We start from the raw sequence: 19,416 nt of genomic DNA on the forward strand, positions 1-19,416 counted from the left end.
TGTGAGGGGCGGCACCCGGGACCTCGGTCCCGGGTGCCGCCCCTCACCCGCGCGTGAGCGGGTCGGCTCAGTGCACGTCGACCCCGGTCCAGGCGGCCTCGACCGCCTTGTACTCGGCGCTGTCGGCGCCGTAGAGGTCCGTCGCAGCCGACAGGGTGCCCTTGCGGGCGTCGGCGTAGTCGGTGGTGGAGGTGAAGTAGCTGGTCAGCGCCTTGTACCAGATCTGGAGGGCCTTTGCCCTGCCGATGCCGGTCACCGTGGAGCCGTCCTTGGTCGGCGAGTCGTAGTCGACGCCGCCGATGGTCTTCGCACCGCTGCCCTCGGCGAGGAGGTAGAAGAAGTGGTTGGCGACACCGGACGAGTAGTGCACGTCCTCGCCGCCGACGGACGAGGTCCAGTAGTCGGCGGAACCACCGTCCTTGCTGGGCTTGTCCATGTAGCGCAGCGGCTTGCCGTCGCCGTTGATGTCGATCTTCTCGCCGATGAGGTAGTCGCCGGGGTCCGCGCTGTTGTTCGCGGCGAACTCGACCCCGGTGCCCATGATGTCGCTGGTGGCCTCGTTGAGGCCGCCCGACTCTCCTGAGTACTCCAGCCCGGCGGTGTTGGAGGTGACGCCGTGGCTCATCTCGTGGCCGGCGACGTCGAGCGAGGTCAGCGGGTCGCTGTCGTTGGTGCCGTCGCCGTAGGTCATGCAGAAGCAGCTGTCGTCCCAGAACGCGTTCACATACGCGTTCCCGTAGTGCACGCGGGAGTAGGCGGCCTTGCCGTCGTTCTTGATGCCGCTGCGGCCGAAGGTGTCCTTGTAGAAGTCCCACGTCGCCTGCGCGCCGTAGGCGGCGTCCGCGCCCGCGGTCGCGGCGTTCGTGGTCTTCCCGTCGCCCCAGGTGTCGTTGTCCTGGGAGAACAGGGTGCCGGTGCCGTCCTGCTTGTGGTCGAGGTCGTACGTCTTGTGGCCGCCCCGGGTGTCGTCGGTGAGGGTGTACGACGAGCCCGAGTGCGCCGTGGCCAGGTCGACCTTGCCGCTGTACAGGGTGTTCCCGACGCCGGTCTCGATGCTCTGGTACTGGAAGAGCTTCTTCCCCGTGGCCGCGTCGGTGACGACGTGCAGCCGGCTCGGTGTGCCGTCGTCCTGGAAGCCGCCGATCACGGTCTCGTAGGCGAGGACCGGCTTGCCGCCCGCCGCCCAGACGACCTTGCGCGGGGCGCGGTCGGTGGTGGCCTTCGCCGAGCCCTTGTCCTTCGCGAGGCCCAGCGCCTGCTTCTGCGCCGTGGTCGCGGCGATGCGGGGTGTGAGGGTCGCGAGCTTCAGCGTCGCCTTCGACGCTCTGGTCACGCCCTCGGTCCGGCCGGACTCCGAGGTGTGTACGACCAGGTCGCCACCGAGCACCGGGAGACCTTCGTAGGTGCGCTCGTAGCGGGTGTGGACGGTGCCGTCGGCGTCCTTGACGACGTCCTTGACGACCAGCTTCTCCTTCGCGCCGAGACCTATGTCCTCGGCGGTCCGGGCGAGCCCGGCCCGCGCGGTCCGGAGGAGGCCGGTGCGGGCGGCGGCCGACAGTGCGACGGGCGCCGCGGCCGGCCGTCCGGAGCCGGCGGTGGGCCGGGGGGCGGCCGAGGCCGTGAGCGCGGTGCCCATCAGGGCGGCCGCGGTGGCGGTGGCGATGGCCGCCGCGAGGACGGTGTGGTGACGTGTGTTGCGGGAGGTCATGCGAGCTCCGCTTCCGTGGGGGGATTTGACCGGCCGTACGGAGACGGTCCGGTGCGAGCTACATGGAGGTCACGCCCGTAAGGCAGGGGCATGACAACGCACGGTCGGGGGTCCACGGTTCATCAGTTCTCCTGATCAGCCGTTCAGTTGGTGGCGCTGCCCAGAGACAACCCCAGATGACCTTGCTCGCGCCATACGCCCGGGTAACTAATGACAACAGCCCCACGCGGCCTCCATGCGGGCCTCACGGCTCGTCACATCTGTGGACGTCACGTAAAGTTGTTGAAAAGAGATCGATTACAACGAGGAGGAAGCGGCTCCCGCGCCTCTGGTTTCCGCCCCGTCCGCAGTGCGGTGGGCCCGCCGCGTCCGGTGCGCGCGGCGCAGCGCCACATGCAGGACCAGGACCAGCGCGCACGTGACGGCGGCCGACTGCCACAGCAGCGGGTCGAGCCGGTCCGCCGCCAGATAGGCGCCCGCGGCCACCGCGGCCAGGGCACACACCCCTCGGTCCACGATGCTCTCCACCGACAGCAGGGTGGCGCGCGGCGCGTGTGCGGGGATCGCGTCGTTGATGAGTTTGCGCTGCACCGGGTAGCAGAAGCCGGTGATCCCGGCGAACACGCACAGCAGCCCGGCCACGGCCCACGGACCGCCGACGGTGGTGCCCGCCAGGGTGGCCGCGAGCGCCACGCTCAGCAGCGAGACCCAGGCCGTGGGGGAGAGCCGGGATGTCAGCCACTGGGGACGCGCCGAGGCGATCGCCTCGGCGACCGTCATCGCCGCGAGCACCGTGCCGTGGCCGCTCTCGGCGATGCCGTGGTGCAGCAGCACCGGCTGGAAGAGGTTGACCTGGCAGATGCGCGACAGCGTGAAAACACCGACGCCCTGGACCATGAGCAGGGCCAGCCAGGGCGACGACCTGAGCGTCCGCAGCGCGGCGCCGGTGTCACGCAGCAGCGCCGGGCCGCGCCGCCCGGAACCGTCCGTCGCCTTCCCCGTTTCGCGCCGGGCGGTCCGTGGCAGCGCGAGGGCGCACCCGAGCGAGCCCGCCGCGCTCACGGCGCTCAGCACGTACGGGGACTGAGGCGCCAGCGCCATCAGCGGTCCGACGAACGGCCAGCACACCACCTTGGCGGCCAGCCCCAGAGCGCGCGCGGTGCCCTCCGCGCGGAGGTAGTGGGAGCCCGCCCCTTCGGCTCGCAGCCCGTCGTACAGGCAGGCACTGGCGGCCCCGGACGTCAGGGAGCGGCCGGCGGCGATGGCCAGGAAGTGGAGCAGGAAGCCGGTGTAGGAGGGCGATAACACCGGCATCAGGTTCGCCGCGGTCATGACCGTGGCGCCCGCCCAGAGGCAGTTGCGGGCGCCGATGCGGTCCGCGACGAGCCCGGTGGGGATCTCGAAGAGGCAGAAGGCGATGTAGTAGATGCTCTGGATGCCGAAGATCTGGCCGTCGGAAAGTCCCGCGTCCCGCTGGTACGCGTAGAAGACGGGCATCCACCACAGCAGGTTGAACAGCAGCTGGAACCCGTTGTTGAGGCGGATGATCCGCCGGGCCGCCGGGGTCAGATCCTCCCGGCTCGCGCGGCGCCTCGGGGTGGACGCCCGGCGCCTCATCGGGCGTACGGGCGTACCTGGACCAGCTGGAACGCCCCCTCGTCGGTCATGAGCCATTCGATGTCCAGGGGGTCGTCCGGGGCGCCCTCGCTGAAGTGGGACTGCAACAGCCGCCCCGCCAGGGCCAGTCGGGCCAACTGCGCCCTCGTGTCCGCCGCCAGGTCCGTGCCCGACGATCCGACGGCGACCGTACGGCCGCCGCCTTCGACCGTGTTGTACAGGTACTGGTGCGGCAGCACCGTGCCGTCCACCACCCGCTCGGGGGAACCGGCGGTGCAGTTGAGGTAGACGTTGCGGAAGTCCTCCCGGCGGGTGGGGTTGCAGGTGACCAGGACGCCGCCGAGGCCGGCCGGCGCGTACTCCTGGACGATCACCCCCATGTAGGTGTCGTCGAGCGGAATGCCGACCTGGTGGCGCATCCGCACGCTGCGCGGCGAGAGCAGCGAGGCCCAGACGTGGACGACGGCGGACAGGAGCTGCTGTTCGCCGCGCACGGTCGTCACCGAGTCGTAGATGCCGGCTGCCGAGAACCCCGGAAGATCCTCGGCGTTGGAGGAGGAGCGCACCACGAGACGGCGATCTTCGGCCAGCAGGCCAGGGACCGATCCGGTGATGGCGCGCGCCACCTCGTCGGGTATCGGGGTGCTCCGCATCAGGTGCTGGAGGTCCAGCGCGAGCGGGTCGATCATCTCGTCGGCGTCGAGTTCGAGCGCCAACTTCAGTTTGCCGATGCCCTGTTGGAGAGCGGGCGACGAGGTCAGGTAGAGGTGGTGCAGATGGAACGGCAGCGCGACACCCCGAGGGGCTCGCACCGTCCCGGCCACGCGTTCGAGGGCGGCGGAACGGAGCTGCTCCAGGGGCGCGCCCGGCTCGCCGAGCCGTGCCCCGAGGTGGGCGAGCAGGTCCGGCCGTGGCGGGCGCGGGCGAGCGTAGAAGGCGGTCAGGTCGGCCGACCGGCTGTCCAGGACGTGGTGCAGTTCGCCGAGGTTGGCGGCCTTGGTGCCGTAGCTGTCGCGGTCGTCGGCGCGCAGCCGGTGCAGTTCCATGATGGGCGCGTCCCCGATGAGCGGGGGCTCGATGTGGATGCGCTGGGCGTCCCAGACCGGCCGCTCCAACTCCGGTGCGCGGTCGAGCCGTTCCAGGGTGACGGTGTCATCCCGCACGCGGTAGTCCACCCACGCGCCGTCCAGGCCGTGCCGCTCCACGAGGGCGTCCAGGTCGCGGACGATCGCGTTCGGGATGCCCCAGCCCGAGGCCAGCACATTGGTGTGCGAGAGCGGTGTCGTGGCGGCGGTGTTGATGAAGCCCGCCACCCGGGGCACGTCGTCGGGCAGGCCCGCCATGGCGACGATGTCCGACCAGCCGAGGTCGGCGGCGTCCGCGCGGTACTCCCGCAGGCTGCGGAAGTACCGGAGCCGTCCCCGCGCCGCCCCCGGGTTGAGGCAGGTCCGGGTGCGGTTGCCGAAGAGTTCCTGGCTCAGGATGCGTGGGAGGCGGGCGTCGCTCACACCGGCGAGCTCGTGCTCCTGGCCGTGGTTCGCGGGCTTGAGGAGCAGCGGGAGGCGTCCGTCCACGCGCTGCCGCACGTAGTCGTAGAAGTCCTGGAGCAGGGCCCCGTGCATGGTGTCCGCCTCGGTCGTCTCCAGGACGAGGAAGGGGCGTTCGGGACCGTCGGCGTCCTCGTCGCTGTGCAGGGAGAGAACTCCCAGCAGGAAGCGGCGGTCCGGCGCCATGTACACCGAGGCGTTGAAGGCGTCCAGCTCCGCGTCGAGCTGCCCGGGCGTCATGCCGAGGATGCGCGCGGCGATGTAGTCGACGTGGAAGGGGTGCACCCGGGTGTCCAGCACGTGCCAGGTGTCCTCGGCCCGGTCCACCACGACCTTGAGGTACGGGTGTCCGGCGAGCACGCCGGACAGCGTGCGAAAGAGCGGCAGCGACAGGTTGGCCCCGACGACGGTACCGTCGGCCGCCGCCTCGGGGACGGGCGCCGCGTCCTGTGCGAGCGTCATGCGCGGACCTCCTCGGCCGCTTCCGCCGACAGGATGTCCGGCAGCGCGTCCACCAGGGCGGTGAAGTCTCGTACGACGTCCTGCGGGCGTTCGGCCGACAGCAGACACAGTCCGGCCATGGTGTTGGCGCCGGCCGCCGGATCGTAGACCGGGACCGGTGAGCCGTCCGGCAGGGAACTCTCCCGGACGACGGACAGCGTGCTGCCGGCGGCGAGCGGCGCCTCGCGGACCACCGTCAAGGAGTCCCACAGACCCCGCCGGGCCCACGGGGTGCCGTCACCGTTGACCGCGAGCACCACCAGCGACCCCGCCGCGCGCCCGGCGTCGGCGGGGGTCAGCGCCCGGGTGGGCCAGGCGGCCGGCCGGCCGAGCATCTGGTCGGTGAAGATCCCGACGAGATCGAGGCCGAAGACGTCCTCGATCTGCGGCACGGTCAGCGCGCCACCGAACCGGGCCGCGGTCTCGATGACCCACATCCGGCCGTCCGAGCCGAGTTTGATCTCCGTGTGCGTGCCGCAGTTCTCCAGCCCCAGCGCGTCCACGGCCTGCCGCGCCAACTGCACGATCCTGTCCTGCGCCGCGCCGTCGACGGCGGCCGGCGTGATGCCGGCGCGTTCGGTGAACGGTGGCACCGTCGGCATGCGCCCGGTGAGGCAGACCGGCCTGAACTCCCCGTCGACGACGGCGCCTTCGACGCTCACGTAGTCACCCCAGCCGGGGCCGTCGAACCACTCCTCGGCCCGTCCGGTGACGATCTCCTCGACGATGAAGTCCTCGGAAGCCCCTCGCACATGCAGTTCGGCGAACCCGAGTCGCGCGGACTCCGCCATCACCTGCCCCGAGCGGTTCCACGCCTGCCGTGCCTGCTCGGGCCTGTCGATGATCTGGTGCGCGGTCGACCCGGCGCTCCACGCCGACTTCAGCAGCAAGGGGCATGACAACTCACGAGTCGCGGCCTCCAGCTCGGCTAGGCTCGTGACGGCGCGGAACCTGGGCTGCGGCACGCCGCACCGGTCCCAGGCGGCGCGCATCAGCCGCTTGTCGCGGGCGAGACCGGCGGCGGCCCCGGCGCCCCGCAGACCGAGCCGTCGGCACGCCTCGGCGACCGCGACCACCGCGTACTCGGAGAAGGTGAGGACCGCGTCCGCCCCCACTTCGCGGGCCCTGGCGGTGATCAGCTCGACCAGATCCCGCTGCTCCGCCCCGGACGGCTCGACCACGGAGGCGCACAGCCGCGCCGCCTCCTCCTCCAGCGCCTCGGGCAGCGCGCTCAACAGCAGGAGGTGCACCGTGGACCTCGCGGCCACCCGGTCCAGCGCGTGGCCCACCGGGGGGCCGCCCTTGGCATGCACGTACAGCACCTGGCTCATGCGGTTCCGTCTCCTTCGAATTCGCGGCCCTTGGCACCCACAGCACTCACGCCTGCCGTCCGCCTCCTTTCAAGCGAATCACTCCGAACCCGCCGCGTACCCGGGTCCTCGGGTCGGCCGCTCAGGCAAATGCCCTATTCAGAAGTGAGGTTCGCGTCTCGTGAAGGTTCGGTGATGCGCTAGCGGACAGGCGGTGCGGGCAGTGCGGACGACCGGCGCTCCCCCATCCCCCGGGTGCTACGGCTTACACACGAGGCATCACCGAACGTCATCCAGTTCAGCGTTGAAGGGAGTTGGGCCGTGACCGAGACGGAGTCCAGCACGTGGCCGGTTCACCCAGCGGGCCCGCCCGACCACAACCCGTTCGGCGCCCTCGCCGAACTCGCCCCGGCAGCCGCGTTCATGCGCGACGGCACGGGCCGTTACCTATGGGCCAACCACGCCTACGCCCATCTGTACGGGACGACCCGGGACGCGGTCATAGGCCGCCATCTGTCCGACGTGGACGAACCAGTTGACGTGGACCGCTTCCTCGCCATGGACCAACAGGTGCTGGCCGACGGCAGATCCGTACGGCACACCCTCACCTACCGGCGCCCCGACGGTTCCCTCGCCCATGCGGCGGGCTACCGCTTCCCGGCCACCTGGGACACCGGACGCTGCGTCGCGGGCATCTACGTCGACGTGACCGACTACGTCCGGGCGACGGACCAACGGCACCACACCGAGGCGGACTTACGCGCACTGCGGGACCACAGCGGACTGGCCTGCGTCAGGCTGACACGGGACGGGCGGGTGAGTGAGGCCGGCGTGACGGCGGCGGAGGTCCTCGGCGTCCGGCTCTCCGATCTGGCCGGCATGCGCGCCGACTCGCTCCTCGCCGGCACCTGCGGACACGCCGACCTGTTCCGGGCCTGGAAAGACCTGATCAGCGGACGGCGCAGGAGCGCACACGCCCTGGCGGTACTGGTCGACGGTGAGGGCGCCCAGCGCCGGGCCCGTATCCAGCTGACCGCCGTCGGCACACCGGCCTCGGGCGTGACCGGCGTGTGGGCCGTCGCCACCCGCCTGAGCCGACGCCAGCGGACCCAGCCCACGCTGACGCCCGCCCAGCTCCGCATCATCACCCTGCTCGCCGCCGGCCGCACCAACACCGGCATCGCCGCGGAACTACGCCTCTCACGTCAGACCCTGGACTACCACCTGAGCCGCCTGCGCGAGCTACTCGAAGCACCGACGCGACCGGCGCTTGTCGCCCGTGCCTACGTCTTGGGCCTCCTCTCCCTCTAGAGGCGGCCTCGCCGGGGCGGGGGGGGCGGCCTGGCATGACAGGGAGACCTGGCTGGAGCGGGCCGCCTTGGGCGGTGACCGTGCCGTCACACAGAGCCAGATGTCCTCGACGGGCACGGTCGCCGCCGCCCTGGCCGGGTCGTTCATGCTCGGGGGGTCGGCTCATGCTCGGGGGCGGTCGCGAACTCCCCCGGTTGCGGCACTCCCGCCGCCGCAACCATGCTGGTGGGTGAGGCGCAAGCTCGCCGTCGGACGGCCGGCAAGGACGTGATCACTATGGCGGTCGTATCGCGCGGCTTCCACGGGCGCAGGTCGGGCCGCACTGATCGACTGCCGCCCGGACAGTACGAGACCGTCGACTTTCCCGTGCTGTCGACCGGCCCCACACCGCATGTGCCTCTCGAAAGGTGGGAGCTGGAGGTCGTCACGGAGGACGGCCGCCGGCGGATCTGGGACTGGGCGAGCCTCATGGCCCTGCCGTCCCAGGAATTCACCGTCGACATCCATTGCGTGACCAAGTGGTCCAAGTTCGAACCCGTTGGCGCGGAGTCTCGCTGGACGTGCTGTTGGAGGACGTGGAGACGGCCGCCGGTCATGCCCGCGTGTACTGCTGGGGCGGCTACACCACCAACCTTCCCCTGGCGGACCTGCTGGACGGCCAGGCGTGGATCGCCCACACCTACGACGGCGAACCGCTGGCGGCGGAGCACGGTGGTCCGGCCCGGCTGCTGGTGCCCCACCTCTATCTGTGGAAGTCGGCCAAGTGGATTCGCCGGATCACGCTCACACCGGCTGACGAGCCGGGTTTCTGGGAGAGCGTCGGCTATCACAACTACGGAGACCCATGGAGAGAACAGCGGTACCGCGGAGACTAGGACGCCTGCGCTGGTCCGCCGCGGAGGTGCTCGACCGGCGCGCCGAGTCCGCGACCGCCGTGTCCTTCACTCTGGACGTCTCCGACTGGCCCGGACACGAGGCGGGCAGCCACCTGGACCTCCGGCTCACCGCCGAGGACGGCTACAGCACGCAACGCAGCTACTCCATCGCGTCCGCCCCAAACGGCTCCCTGGTGGACCTGACCGTTCAGCGGGTGGAGGACGGCGAGGTCTCGTCGTACCTGGTCGACGAGGTGAGGCCGGGGGACCTGGTGGAGGTACGGGGGCCGGTGGGCGGATGGTTCGTCTGGCGACCCGAGCAGCGCGAGCCCGTACTCCTCGTAGCCGGGGGCTCCGGACTGGTGCCGCTGATGAGCATGATCCGGGCCCGCTCGGCCGCTGACAGCCGTGCTCCGTTCCGCCTCGTCTACTCGCTGCGCACACCGGCCGACGAACTGTTCGGCACCGAGCTGCGCGGGCCGCCGCCCGGAGTGGACGTCTGGCGCGTCTTCACCCGCTCCGCCCCGACACCGACGCGCCGGCCTGCCGGTCGCCTCACTCCCGAGCATCTCGTCGCGCACGGCTGGCCGGTGGACTTCGAACCGACGGTCTACGTCTGCGGCCCCACCGCTTTCACCGAGACGGCCGGCGCGTACCTGGTCGGACTGGGTCACCCGCCCGAGCGGATACGCACCGAACGCTTCGGCTGACAGGAGGTCGCCATGCTGCCGCGAGAGGAAGAGCCCACGTCGCCGAAACGGCACCGTCTGGACGGCAACGCCCTGGCCGGTCCGCTGTCGGAGCTGTTCGCCGTCGACCTCACCGTCGCTACGCGCCGCTGCGCCCACTGCGGCGCCGAGGGAAGCCCCGCCCGCTCCGCCTGCGGTCCCGCCGGTGCCGAATCCGCCGGCTCCCGGTCATTCCCGCTCCCGCGCCTAGTAGTGCTTCGATAGGTTCTGCTTCTGCGTCTGCGGCTGGGTGTGGGAACGCCGCCTCCAGAGCCTCCTCGACCTCGTCACGATCGGTCGGCAGCCCCACGAAGACGATCTCGACGAACACCCCGGCCCTCCCTCTCAACCCGGTGAACCATAGCGGTCACAGCACTGGCGCCGACTGAGATCGAGCGCCGAGGCCGCCGTCGGCTCAGCTGCCCGTCAGCAGCCGTCGTACGACGTGTCCCGCGGAGTCAACCCCGGAACTGCCGCCCTCGACGAGCGCGGCGACGGCGATGTGGGAGTTGTAGGCGGTCAGCCAGCCGTTGGTGTGGTCGCCCTCCTCCGCGGTGCCCGTCTTGGCGCCGACGCCGGCGAGGCCACTGAGACGCGGGGCGGCCGTGCCACTGGTGGCCGTAGTGCGCATCATCGACTGAAGGTAGCCGGCCGTGCGGGCGGAGATGGGCCGAGGCGCGGCGACCTGGCGCTGGTCAGCCAGGATGACCGGCTGCCGGAAGCCGGCGCCACGGACGGTCGCGGCCACGGACGCCATGAACAGAGGGGTGGCCGTGACCTTGCCTTGGCCGATGAACTGGGCCGCCTGGTCGCCTCCCTGCACGTCTGCCGGGATGCTGGGGTCGGTGGTGGCGACCCCGCCGCCGATCGACCAGTTGCCCATGCCGAAGACGTTCACCGCCTCGTCGTGCAGGGCGGAGGCGTCTCCGTCGTGCACGAGGTAGTTGAAGCCGTCCTTGATGAAAGAGGTGTTGCAGGAGACGGCGAACGCCTGAAGGAGGGAGGCATCGAGATTGGGCCGCACTCCTGGGTCGTTGTGGAACGTCTGGCTGTTGGCCGTCACTGCGTCTGCACAGGGTGCCGAACTGCTCGCGTTGAGTCCCGCCTGGTCGAACAGGGCGGCCGAGGTGACGATCTTCATGGTGGAGCCCGGTGACTTTATGCCGTTGATCGCGATGTTGCCGTCATCACCCGTGTAGGCGATCCCCAGGATGTGCCCGTTGCGCCAGTCGAGCGCCACGGTGCCCGCGGGCTTGCTCTGGAGGCTGGCGTCCTTGACCGCCTTCTCGGCAACGCTCTGAATTCCGGCATCGATGGTCGTCCTCACGACGGCGGAGCGGCCCTTGGAGAACACCTTGACCGTTTCGGAGACCGAGCCGTCGCTGTCGCGCACCGTGATGCCTGTTCCGGCGCTGTCTCCGGTGGGCTTCGCGTTCTTGCTAATTGTCGTGGCTATGTCCCGCAGTGACGGAAAGGTGGACAGGTCCGTCTTTCCGTCGCTCGCGACCACCTTCGCCGGGACGTCGCTCGCGGGTACCGCACCCGCCGACAGGGTCTGGTCCTCGCCGAGACCCGGGTAGAGCACCGACTTGTTCCAGTGGATGGCGAGTGCGCCGTTCGTGTTCTTCAGTACGGCCACCGCGCTCGAGTAATGCCACGTCCATCCCTTGACCTGGGCCGTGACGTCGAAGGTGACCTTGGTGGCACCCGGTGTCACCGCCGAAGGGCCGGCCGGAGCGATGTTCCCGAATGACACCTTCTCCAGGTCCAGACCCTTCGCGTAGTCCCGCAGTGCTCGCGCGGCCGCATCGGGCACGTCGGTGCCCCCCGCCGCGGCGTCGACATGCCGGGCGGACCAGTCGGCGAGGAACGCACGGGTCCTGCTGGCCGCATCAGCGTCTGAAGGCGGAGTGTTCGACACACCGGCAGCAAGGGGTCTCGATCCATCGGAGTCCGAGGAACCGGCCGACAGCCCGTGCACGATGTTGTAGACGCCGATGCCGCCAAATACGAGAAGCGCGGCGCACATGCCGGAAAGGGTGACCTTCATGGGCTTGTTCATGGCTCACATCCTTTGAATCAATGGCTGGTACGCGTTTGTTTTACAAACAGCTGTTATCGAAGAACGAGTGCATGAGGTGTCAGCGGGCTCATCGGAAAAGCGGCCCGTAGACCACGGTCAAGGCGATCAGTTCAGGCAGCGGCAGATAGCAGCCGTCTCCGATGTCGGCCGCCAGGTCTCCGCGGTCGCGCTGGCGGCGTCCTCTGGTGGCGTCGAAGGCAGGCGACGCTGCGGGAAGATTCACGCTCCCAGAATCCTCATGTAGGCGGGTGGGGCGCATGAGTACGCCTACTCATCTGTACGGTGGCAGGGATGCGCCCGTCGACGTCGGCGACGTGATGAGTCATGAGAGCCAGCCCAGGATGCAAACGCCTGCGAAAGAGCACCGGACCGTGCGTGAAGGGCAGGCCGTGACCGTCCGTCTTCCGTAATGCCGACGTCAACCGCACATCGCCTGTGGCTGCTTCGACGGCCCGCACGTCCTGGTTTACGAGCTCCTGACCCGACGCCACTCACACCGGGCGATCGCCCGGCACCGGGGCAGGGGCCTCAACACTGTCCTCCGGTACGCGGAACGCCGCAACACTGGCAGGACACCATCCGCGAGACACCGCCCCCGGCCCAGCAGGCTGGAGTGTGCGTCGCTGAACTGCGGCAGATCGGCCGAGCGGCACACGGACTCGTCCAGACCCAGCAGGCCGTCATCGAAAGCCAGTCCGGCCACCAGGGACAGGACGCTCCTGGTAGCACTGAAGGCTTGTCCATCAGCCCCGCCCTCAACGCCTTTAAGGATCGTCCAAATATTCCTTACCCCATGGGCTCCCCGGCGGTCACCGACGCACTGCCCCGGGGGTCTGTGAAATCGTCCACAACGGTCGCCAGCGAGAGGACCGGCTTGACCCACCGTGGGACGACTTCGATCCGGTCGACTGCCGCGAGCGTCAAGCGGTTGAGTGCGGGATCAGCTGATGCCGCAGGTCGCGAGCATCGGAACGGCACTTTCCCGGGGCGCGCCCGTGTCCGCTACCGCGGTGGCTCGCTCAGCTCGATGGAGCGCAGAGCTGCGGCCAGGGCCGCCTCGTCGCCGGTGTCGATCGCTGTGTCCGTCAGCTTGATGACGTGTTCGTCGCCGTGCGCCAAGGCCAGTTCGAAGACCTCTTCAGGGGTGAAGGTGCCCGATGGGGTGTACGCGACCGGGCCGTCGGGTGCGTACATCGCGGTCACCGCAGCGGAGGCCGTCCAGGCGGCCCCGAGGCTCGGTACCCACAGGCTTCGCGGGAGGGCGGGCAACGTGCGCAGGACGGCGTTGGGGGCTGTGGCCGCGTGGACCAGCATGGTCTCCTCGCCGTGACCATGGGTAGCGTACCGGTGGGTGGCGGCCCGTACGAGTTCGGCGAGGCGACGGTGTGCCTCGTCCGGGTCCGTGACCGTGTCCGCCCAGACGGGCAAGCCCGTGACACGGGCGAGCCGGTCGGGGAATCCGCCGTCGCGTAAGGCGATGGGTGTCACCGCGTCCAGAGCAGAGGCCGCGCTGTCGGCGCCGGGCAGTCCCGCGACGCCGGAGACGGGGCGGTGGCGGGCGGCCCAGTAGCCGAGGCCGTGGGCGAGTTCGGCCAGCCGGGGTTCGGTACTGTCGCCGGCCAGCAGGGTACGTACGGCGTGGCCCACCCGGATCACGGGGTGCGTCGAGCCGCCGTAGAGGCCGGGCAGGAGCCGGGGCCACCACAGGGCGAGCACCTCGCGCCAGGGCCGTTCGGCGAGCGCGTGGTCGAACCAGCCGATCCAGTCGGCGGCGCGGCGAGGGTCCCCGAGCGCGGAGCGCCAGTCGGCTGAGGTGATCGGGGCGACGCCGGGTGGGAACTCCTCGAGCTTGCGTGCGTACCGATCAAGCCAGCGGTGCACGGAGCGGGCCTGCCCGTGCACGACAAGGGCTTCAACGGCCATCGGCGCGTGGTTGGTGAGCCGCCCGAGCCGTTCGGGCCCCGAGGTGTGCAGTCGCTGAAGTGCCTCGTCGAGAATCCCTGTCGTATCCATGGCGGGGACACTAGGCGGGGCGACGTGACGGCGTAACGGGCGGAAGACCTAGGCCGCGACCTAGCCGCGACCTAGGCCGTTCCCTTCGGATCATCGGATCATTGGTTGATATGTGTCGGCGATTGACGCCCAAATGGGCACGGATCGGGCCGTTGCTGCCGGACCGGACTCCGAAGCGGGGTGGGCGGTGGCGTGATCACAGGCGGGTGATCTATGCGATCACGTTCAAGTACCGCGCCGGGACCACGGATGGATCTACCCGAATACTTCGGGTCGTGGACAGGAATCCGAAACCGGCTGCGGAAGTGGGTCGCCGACGGCACCTGCGAAAAGATCCTCACCGCCCTGCTCGCAGGTGGAGTCACGGTCGCCGGTATCGCCGGTATCGGCGTCGTCCCGGACCGCCTGCGGGATCCGGTCTCCGGTGCCGTCCGCTGACCAGTGGCTCATCTCCTTCCCGGGCGGCCAAAGCAACTGTCGTGCGCCACGCCCCGACTGATCCCGGGGCCTGAGTATTCCTACTCAGGCCCCGGGCCATCGATCCGGGAAGGCTGCGGGCATGAACACTTCCCGCACAGAACCACGTTCTGTCTTCACGCGAGTGTCCGGAGCGGCTGTCACCGGTGCGGTTCTGGCCTGCGGTGCCGTGTACTTCTTCTCCTGGGTCAGGCGTGACAGCGACCAGGCATGCGAGAAAACGGACGGCCTCTGCTGGACCTTGTGGGACTGGGCAGTCGTACCGCTCACCATGACGACTGCCCTGACCGTCCTGATCATCGTCTACAAGCAACTGGGTGTCAGGCCGCGGCTCGCAGTCATCCCGCCGACGATCCTGCTGGCGCCGATCCCTCTCGCGGCTGCACACATGACCGTCGGCTGGTGGACTGCCACCATCGCGGGTGGGGCGTGGTCATGCTCTCTCGCACTGACCGCATGGAGTCGCTACCGGATCCTGGGGATCACAGCTTCAGCCACACTCCTGCTCGCCTCCCTAGTCGCTCTCTACCGCTGAAACGGCTCGTGAGGGCATTGAGAGGGATGGCACGCGAAGAGGCTTGCGTCTTGCGTAGGGGGCGACACAAAGGTGGGGGCATAGACGGCGACACGCTCCACTCGATCGGCGAGCTCGCTCGGCAGACCGGTCTCACGGTCAAGACCGTTCGGTTCTAATCCGATCGCGGAATCGTGGTGCGCCGACAGACCGCAGCCCGGCCGGCCACCGCCTGTACAAGATCGACGCCGGCGCACGCCCGGATCTCGTGCGGACCCTGCGCGAGCTGGGCGGAGTCGCCGCAGCACACGCCGAAGCACTGGCAGTGCAGATCCGGGTCCCGCGCCTGCGGCGCTGGTCATTGGTCCCGCCGCCGGTGAACCACAGGGTGCGGACCATGTCCGCCGCCCCCCGACGCCGAGCGGGCTTCTTCCCGTACACCGCGGTGTGACGGTGCGGGGGTTGCGGGAAGCCACGCCACGCCGGATTGCCCGTGCCGAACCGACGTACGGCCGTGACGCTCCGGGCGCCCGCCGGCCCTCATTCGGCGCCCGAAAGCTCGTCTGAGCTGCCGTTTTGCCGCCCGCGTCCAGGGGCACGCGTTCGGCGAGGCGACGGTGTGCCTCGTCCGGGTCCGTGACCGTGTCCGCCCAGACGGGCAAGCCCGTGACACGGGCGAGCCGGTCGGGGAATCCGCCGTCGCGTAAGGCGATGGGTGTCACCGCGTCCAGAGCACAGGCCGCGCTGTCGGCGTCGGGCAGTCCCGCGACGCCGGAGACGGGGCGGTGGCGGGCGGCCCAGTAGCCGAGGCCGTGGTGTCAGGCGGTGACGCCGCCGTCGACGACAAGGTTGTGTCCCACGCAGGCTGCGGCCTCGTCCGAGGCGGGACACAGGACCGCGGCGACGATCTCGCCGGTCGAGGCGACCCGCCCCAGCAGTACGGTCGCCGCGAGACGGGCGGCCCGGTCGGTCTCGCTCTCACACCGTTCGTCGGCCGGTCCGCGACCGACTGCCTGTCATGTCAGCCCCAGAAAAAGGCACTTACACACCAGACAACTCGCGCGGGTGCCTCTGTGACCCCGCACTCACCGACCAAGATCAATCACTGGTCGACCTATTAGAGTCGTGGGCATGACGCCATCCCTTGTCGGCAGTGCCTTCGACTCACTCCGCCTCGACGCCGTGTCCGACCAGGAGGCGCTGCGGCATGCCTACGAACTTCCCGGCGACGCGGCCGTGCGCAAGCAGATGACCGAACTTACCGAAAAAACAAGGCAGTTGATTGAGTGCTCATCGCTGGTGCTGGTCGCCAGCGCGGACGCCGAGGGTAACTGTGACGTTTCCCCGCGCGGCGGTCCCGCCGGATTCGTAGCCGTCCTGGACGCACGGACGGTGGCGATACCTGACGCGACCGGAAACAAGCGGCTGGACACCCTGAAGAACGTCATCGCCACCGGCCGGGCCGGACTGCTGTTCGTCATCCCGGGGCGCACCACGACGCTCCGCGTGAACGGCCGGGCCTGCGTCTCCACACGCCCGGAGCTGCTGTCGCAGCTGACCGCCGTGGGCAAGCCGCCGGCCAGTGCGCTGGTGCTGGGGATCGAGGAGGTCTACCCGCACTGCCCCAAGTCGCTCCTTCGCAGTGGAGCCTGGAAGCCGGAGCAGTGGCTGCCGACGGACGCCCAGCCGAGCTCGGCCGAGGTGACGCTGGCCCAGCTGCGGATGCCGGAGCTGACGATCGCCGACATCGAGCAGGCGGAGGCGGATTCGCTGCGGTATCGGTACGAGTAACGCGCCGACCGGTGATTGCTGAACCACACCAGCCTGCCGACCCCCGCCCAGGACGCCCCCAAGATCAAGCGCAGGGCAGCCCCGACTCTCTGTCGCCTCCTTGTACGCTCCTTCTGCCCAGCAGCGTCCGACGATTCGGGCACTCAGGCAGCTCCTGAAACGCCCTGCTCAGGCATGAGTACCAGGACTCATGGCCGAACGCGCTGTCCTGACGATGATGAAGATCATCGCCAGGGACGGCGTGAAGACCAGCCGATAGCGTGCCGCTACCGCTCGCGTCGTCTGCTGGCTTGCCCGGATGAGGAGCTGGAAAACCCCGCGCGGCATGGCATCGCTCGCCTGCACAACGTCGCCCTCACCGGATAACCCCACAACGCAGGAGGCGCGAGGGGCCGGCTTTCCCCGAATGGCGCCGCACAAAAAATTCCACGACGGGTGCACAACGATCCTGACATCTGCGTAAACATATCCACAAGAAGACCGGGCCCGCGATGACCGTCGCCGAGAACGGGACGGACCGGCGAGGCGCCAAGTGCCATCTGGACTCCGTGCGCCTCGAAAAATCGGATACGCCGGCAGATCAGGAGCCTTCCGCAACCCGGTTGAAGAGGCGGCCGGCGAGGTCGACGCCTGTGATCACGCCGTCTGCGTCACGGGAGAAGTAGCCGCGCTGCCCCTTGAGACCGCCTTCGGTGACGATGTACTCGTCCTGGTCGCCGGGAACGAAGCCGATCTCCGCGGCAGGGTAGTTCGGGGGCATTTCCTCGTCCGATGCCCTGCGGATCTCCGGCTTGATCCCGACCGCCAGGGTAAGCCGGGCGCCGTCGGTGGCGATGTCGAGGTTCATGGCGCCGATCTCGTAGCGGCCGACGACCGGTTCGGCCCGCGCCTCGTCGTACGGGGCTGCCACCGCAGTCTTCTCCACGACGCCGAGGTAGTGCTCCAGCGTCCACCGAACAACTGACTGGTTGAAGGGGTAGCCGCCGGGACCGGCGTTGGCCAGAGAGACCACCGCGAAGTTGCGCTCGGGCACGATGAGCAGCTCGGCGAACTGACCGTTGCTCGAGCCGCCGTGGCCAATCCCGCTCAGGCCGTCCAGGTCGCGCAGGAACCAGCAAATACCGACGCCGTTGCCGAGCGTGCTGGCGCGCAGCTCGACCGTCTGCTCCCGCATGCGGCGCAACTCCGAGCCGGGCAGCACACCTCCGCCGTCGCCGAGTTGGAATCGCGCCCAGCGCAGCAGATCGCTCACCGAGGAGGCGAGGCCGCCGCCGGGATTGTCGCCGCGTGCGCCCTCCCTGAAAGCCGCCCAGGGCCTGGCGGGACGCAGTTCGCCGTCGTCGCCGCGGTTGTAGCCAACAGCGAACTTACGGACCATCACCTCGGACAAGCCGTACACGGTGTCAACGAGGCCCACCGGCTCCAGGACGAGCACGGCCATGGCCTGCTCGAAGGGCAGGCCGGTGACCTTCTCGACGATCCGTCCGGCAAGGTTGTAGCCGGCCTGACTGTAGGAGGCGCGGGCACCGGGCGGTGCGATCAGCGGCAGCCGAGGCAGCTTCGCGACGAGCCCGGCCAGGGAGCGGTCGCCCTCGCCGTCGTCAATCAGGTTCCAGTCCAGACCGGAGGTGTGGTTGAGCAGGTTCAGGACAGTAATACTGGCCGCGGCCCGCTCGTCGGCGAGCTCCAGCTCGGGGACGTAGGTTCGCACGGGGGCGTCCAAACCCACCTTGCCCTCGGCGACCAGGCGCATCAGCGCGGTCGCCGTAAAGGTCTTGGACACCGAAGCCAGATGGAACAGCGTCCTCTCATCGACCGGCAGCGGGTTGCTGAGGCTCGTCACACCGTGCGAGGCATAGGTCTCATGGCCCTCCAGGAGCACTCCGACTGCGGCACCGGGAACGCGAAGCTCCGTGGCTTGCGCCTTGACGAATTCCGACAACTCTTCCTGCGGCATCGCTCCCCCTCCGGCGCTTGCACAAAGTACGAGGCGCAGCGTAGGAGTGGCTTCAAGACCGCGCAAGGCTTCTGGTGAACTAAGTACAAGTACGGTGGGGGTCATGCCGCGAACCACTCTGACCGCAGACCGGATCATCCGTGCGGCCATCGAGCTGCTCGACGACGACGGACTGAACGGCCTCAACATGCGCAGCCTGGCGAATCGCCTCGGCTCGGCCGCCACCGCCGTCTACTGGCACGTCAAAACCAAGGACGACCTGGTCCGACTCGCCAGCGACGCGATCTGGCACGAGGTCGAACCGCCCCACCTCGGCACCACCGACTGGCGCACAGCCGCAACCGCCCACGCCACCAGCATGCACGCCATGCTCACCCGACACCCCTGGCTCGTCCAGGCATTCGGCTGCCACCTCCTGCACGGACCCGCCCAAGCCCGGTACAACGATCTCAGTCTCGCCATCTACGAGAAGGCAGGATTCACCGCCGACGACGCGGACCGGGCGGCTGCTGCCGTGTTCACCTTCGTACTCGGCACCGCGCTCGGAGCCGCCGCACAGGTTTCGGTGAATCGCCGGCTGAGCAAGGGCGGCGCGGACGCCGAGAAGCTGATGGTCGAATCCACGACACGCGCCGCCGAGAGCGCCATGCCGTCCCCGCGTCTGCGTGAACGCCTGGACACCAGGGCAGCCACGGAATACGCCGCGGCACCTGACGGAACCTTCGAGTTCGGCCTCCAGTCCATTCTCAACGGCTTTGAGACCCGCGTTACCATCGGCGACGCCGGTCGGCGAGGGTGAGTAGCGGCCAGCACGAGACAAGGGACTCATCGCGCTTACCTCGCAGCAGCCAGTCCTTCAGAGTCTTCGACAGCCTCCACGACAGATCGGCGGTCCGCCCCGACAACCGGTCGAGGCGCGGCCCCGAGCCCAGCTAGGCGCGGAAAACCAGCCACGGCCAGATGTCCCTTCCATCGAACGGCTGC

Annotated in this window: 15 protein-coding genes and 3 pseudogenes; 9 read left to right on the plus strand and 9 right to left on the minus strand. The window is 69.4% G+C overall.

Annotated elements, in window-relative coordinates; all coding sequences use genetic code 11:
* Positions 1–67: 67 nt before the first annotated feature.
* The 4 genes from D0Z67_RS01145 to D0Z67_RS01160 all read right to left on the minus strand — a co-directional run bounded on the left by D0Z67_RS01145 (position 68) and on the right by D0Z67_RS01160 (position 6,704).
* A complete protein-coding gene (locus D0Z67_RS01145; protein ID WP_031180556.1) occupies positions 68–1,708 on the minus strand; it encodes a M4 family metallopeptidase in 1,641 nt (546 codons plus the stop codon).
* A gap of 297 nt (positions 1,709–2,005) precedes the next feature.
* The gene (locus D0Z67_RS01150) at positions 2,006–3,325 is read right to left on the minus strand and encodes an MFS transporter (protein WP_051887562.1); all 1,320 of its coding nucleotides are present in this window, start codon (positions 3,323–3,325) and stop codon (positions 2,006–2,008) included.
* Complete coding sequence (locus D0Z67_RS01155; RefSeq protein WP_031180554.1) at positions 3,322–5,334, minus strand: PEP/pyruvate-binding domain-containing protein; 2,013 nt, start codon at positions 5,332–5,334, stop codon at positions 3,322–3,324. The genes D0Z67_RS01150 and D0Z67_RS01155 overlap by 4 nt, the downstream gene beginning before the upstream one ends.
* Entirely contained in the window at positions 5,331–6,704 is a 1,374-nt protein-coding gene (locus D0Z67_RS01160; RefSeq protein ID WP_031180553.1) for an ATP-grasp domain-containing protein, read from the minus strand. Before D0Z67_RS01160 ends, D0Z67_RS01155 begins: the two co-directional genes overlap by 4 nt.
* Positions 6,705–7,004: 300 nt before the next feature.
* Here D0Z67_RS01160 and D0Z67_RS01165 point away from each other — a divergent pair, with 300 nt between their 5' ends.
* The 4 genes and pseudogenes from D0Z67_RS01165 to D0Z67_RS29995 all read left to right on the plus strand — a co-directional run bounded on the left by D0Z67_RS01165 (position 7,005) and on the right by D0Z67_RS29995 (position 9,822).
* On the plus strand, positions 7,005–7,994 hold the full coding sequence (locus D0Z67_RS01165) for a helix-turn-helix transcriptional regulator (RefSeq protein WP_051887561.1): 990 nt from the start codon (positions 7,005–7,007) through the stop codon (positions 7,992–7,994).
* A gap of 276 nt (positions 7,995–8,270) precedes the next feature.
* A pseudogene (locus tag D0Z67_RS01170) lies at positions 8,271–8,869 on the plus strand (sulfite oxidase-like oxidoreductase).
* Positions 8,839–9,579: a ferredoxin reductase gene (locus D0Z67_RS01175; RefSeq protein WP_031180551.1), complete on the plus strand. Its 741-nt coding sequence runs from the start codon at positions 8,839–8,841 to the stop codon at positions 9,577–9,579. The pseudogene D0Z67_RS01170 and the gene D0Z67_RS01175 overlap by 31 nt, the downstream one beginning before the upstream one ends.
* Positions 9,580–9,591: 12 nt before the next feature.
* Positions 9,592–9,822 carry a DUF6510 family protein gene (locus tag D0Z67_RS29995; protein WP_078873191.1) on the plus strand — a complete coding sequence of 77 codons (231 nt, stop codon included), beginning with the start codon at positions 9,592–9,594 and terminating at the stop codon, positions 9,820–9,822.
* A gap of 190 nt (positions 9,823–10,012) precedes the next feature.
* On the opposite strand, the gene D0Z67_RS01185 is transcribed toward D0Z67_RS29995, so the two are convergent.
* The 3 genes from D0Z67_RS01185 to D0Z67_RS01195 all read right to left on the minus strand — a co-directional run bounded on the left by D0Z67_RS01185 (position 10,013) and on the right by D0Z67_RS01195 (position 13,693).
* Positions 10,013–11,659: a penicillin-binding transpeptidase domain-containing protein gene (locus tag D0Z67_RS01185; RefSeq protein WP_031180550.1), complete on the minus strand. Its 1,647-nt coding sequence runs from the start codon at positions 11,657–11,659 to the stop codon at positions 10,013–10,015.
* A gap of 88 nt (positions 11,660–11,747) precedes the next feature.
* Positions 11,748–11,903, minus strand: coding sequence for a hypothetical protein (locus D0Z67_RS29590; protein ID WP_158713888.1), 156 nt, complete (start codon positions 11,901–11,903; stop codon positions 11,748–11,750).
* A 779-nt stretch (positions 11,904–12,682) separates the two neighbouring features.
* A complete protein-coding gene (locus D0Z67_RS01195; RefSeq protein ID WP_131589603.1) occupies positions 12,683–13,693 on the minus strand; it encodes a questin oxidase family protein in 1,011 nt (336 codons plus the stop codon).
* A gap of 249 nt (positions 13,694–13,942) precedes the next feature.
* On the opposite strand from D0Z67_RS01195, the gene D0Z67_RS01205 reads away from it, so the two are divergent.
* The 3 genes and pseudogenes from D0Z67_RS01205 to D0Z67_RS30040 all read left to right on the plus strand — a co-directional run.
* Entirely contained in the window at positions 13,943–14,131 is a 189-nt protein-coding gene (locus tag D0Z67_RS01205; protein ID WP_078873189.1) for a transposase, read from the plus strand.
* A gap of 121 nt (positions 14,132–14,252) precedes the next feature.
* Positions 14,253–14,705 carry a hypothetical protein gene (locus D0Z67_RS01210; protein ID WP_131589604.1) on the plus strand — a complete coding sequence of 151 codons (453 nt, stop codon included), beginning with the start codon at positions 14,253–14,255 and terminating at the stop codon, positions 14,703–14,705.
* Positions 14,706–14,785: 80 nt separating this feature from the next.
* Positions 14,786–15,105 (plus strand): annotated as a pseudogene (locus D0Z67_RS30040) (MerR family transcriptional regulator); the annotation flags it as partial.
* A gap of 397 nt (positions 15,106–15,502) precedes the next feature.
* Here the strand turns inward: D0Z67_RS30040 and D0Z67_RS01225 are convergent.
* Positions 15,503–15,664 (minus strand): annotated as a pseudogene (locus tag D0Z67_RS01225) (SDR family oxidoreductase); the annotation flags it as partial.
* 151 nt (positions 15,665–15,815) lie between these two features.
* Between D0Z67_RS01225 and D0Z67_RS01230 the strand changes: the two are divergent.
* Complete coding sequence (locus tag D0Z67_RS01230) at positions 15,816–16,475, plus strand: MSMEG_1061 family FMN-dependent PPOX-type flavoprotein (protein WP_031180547.1); 660 nt, start codon at positions 15,816–15,818, stop codon at positions 16,473–16,475.
* Positions 16,476–17,055: 580 nt separating this feature from the next.
* Here the strand turns inward: D0Z67_RS01230 and D0Z67_RS01235 are convergent.
* On the minus strand, positions 17,056–18,432 hold the full coding sequence (locus D0Z67_RS01235; protein ID WP_031180545.1) for a serine hydrolase domain-containing protein: 1,377 nt from the start codon (positions 18,430–18,432) through the stop codon (positions 17,056–17,058).
* A gap of 103 nt (positions 18,433–18,535) precedes the next feature.
* On the opposite strand from D0Z67_RS01235, the gene D0Z67_RS01240 reads away from it, so the two are divergent.
* Positions 18,536–19,231: a TetR/AcrR family transcriptional regulator C-terminal domain-containing protein gene (locus tag D0Z67_RS01240; RefSeq protein ID WP_031180544.1), complete on the plus strand. Its 696-nt coding sequence runs from the start codon at positions 18,536–18,538 to the stop codon at positions 19,229–19,231.
* Positions 19,232–19,416 lie beyond the last annotated feature (185 nt).

The sequence above is a fragment of the Streptomyces seoulensis genome, assembly GCF_004328625.1.
Lineage (GTDB): Bacteria > Actinomycetota > Actinomycetes > Streptomycetales > Streptomycetaceae > Streptomyces > Streptomyces seoulensis.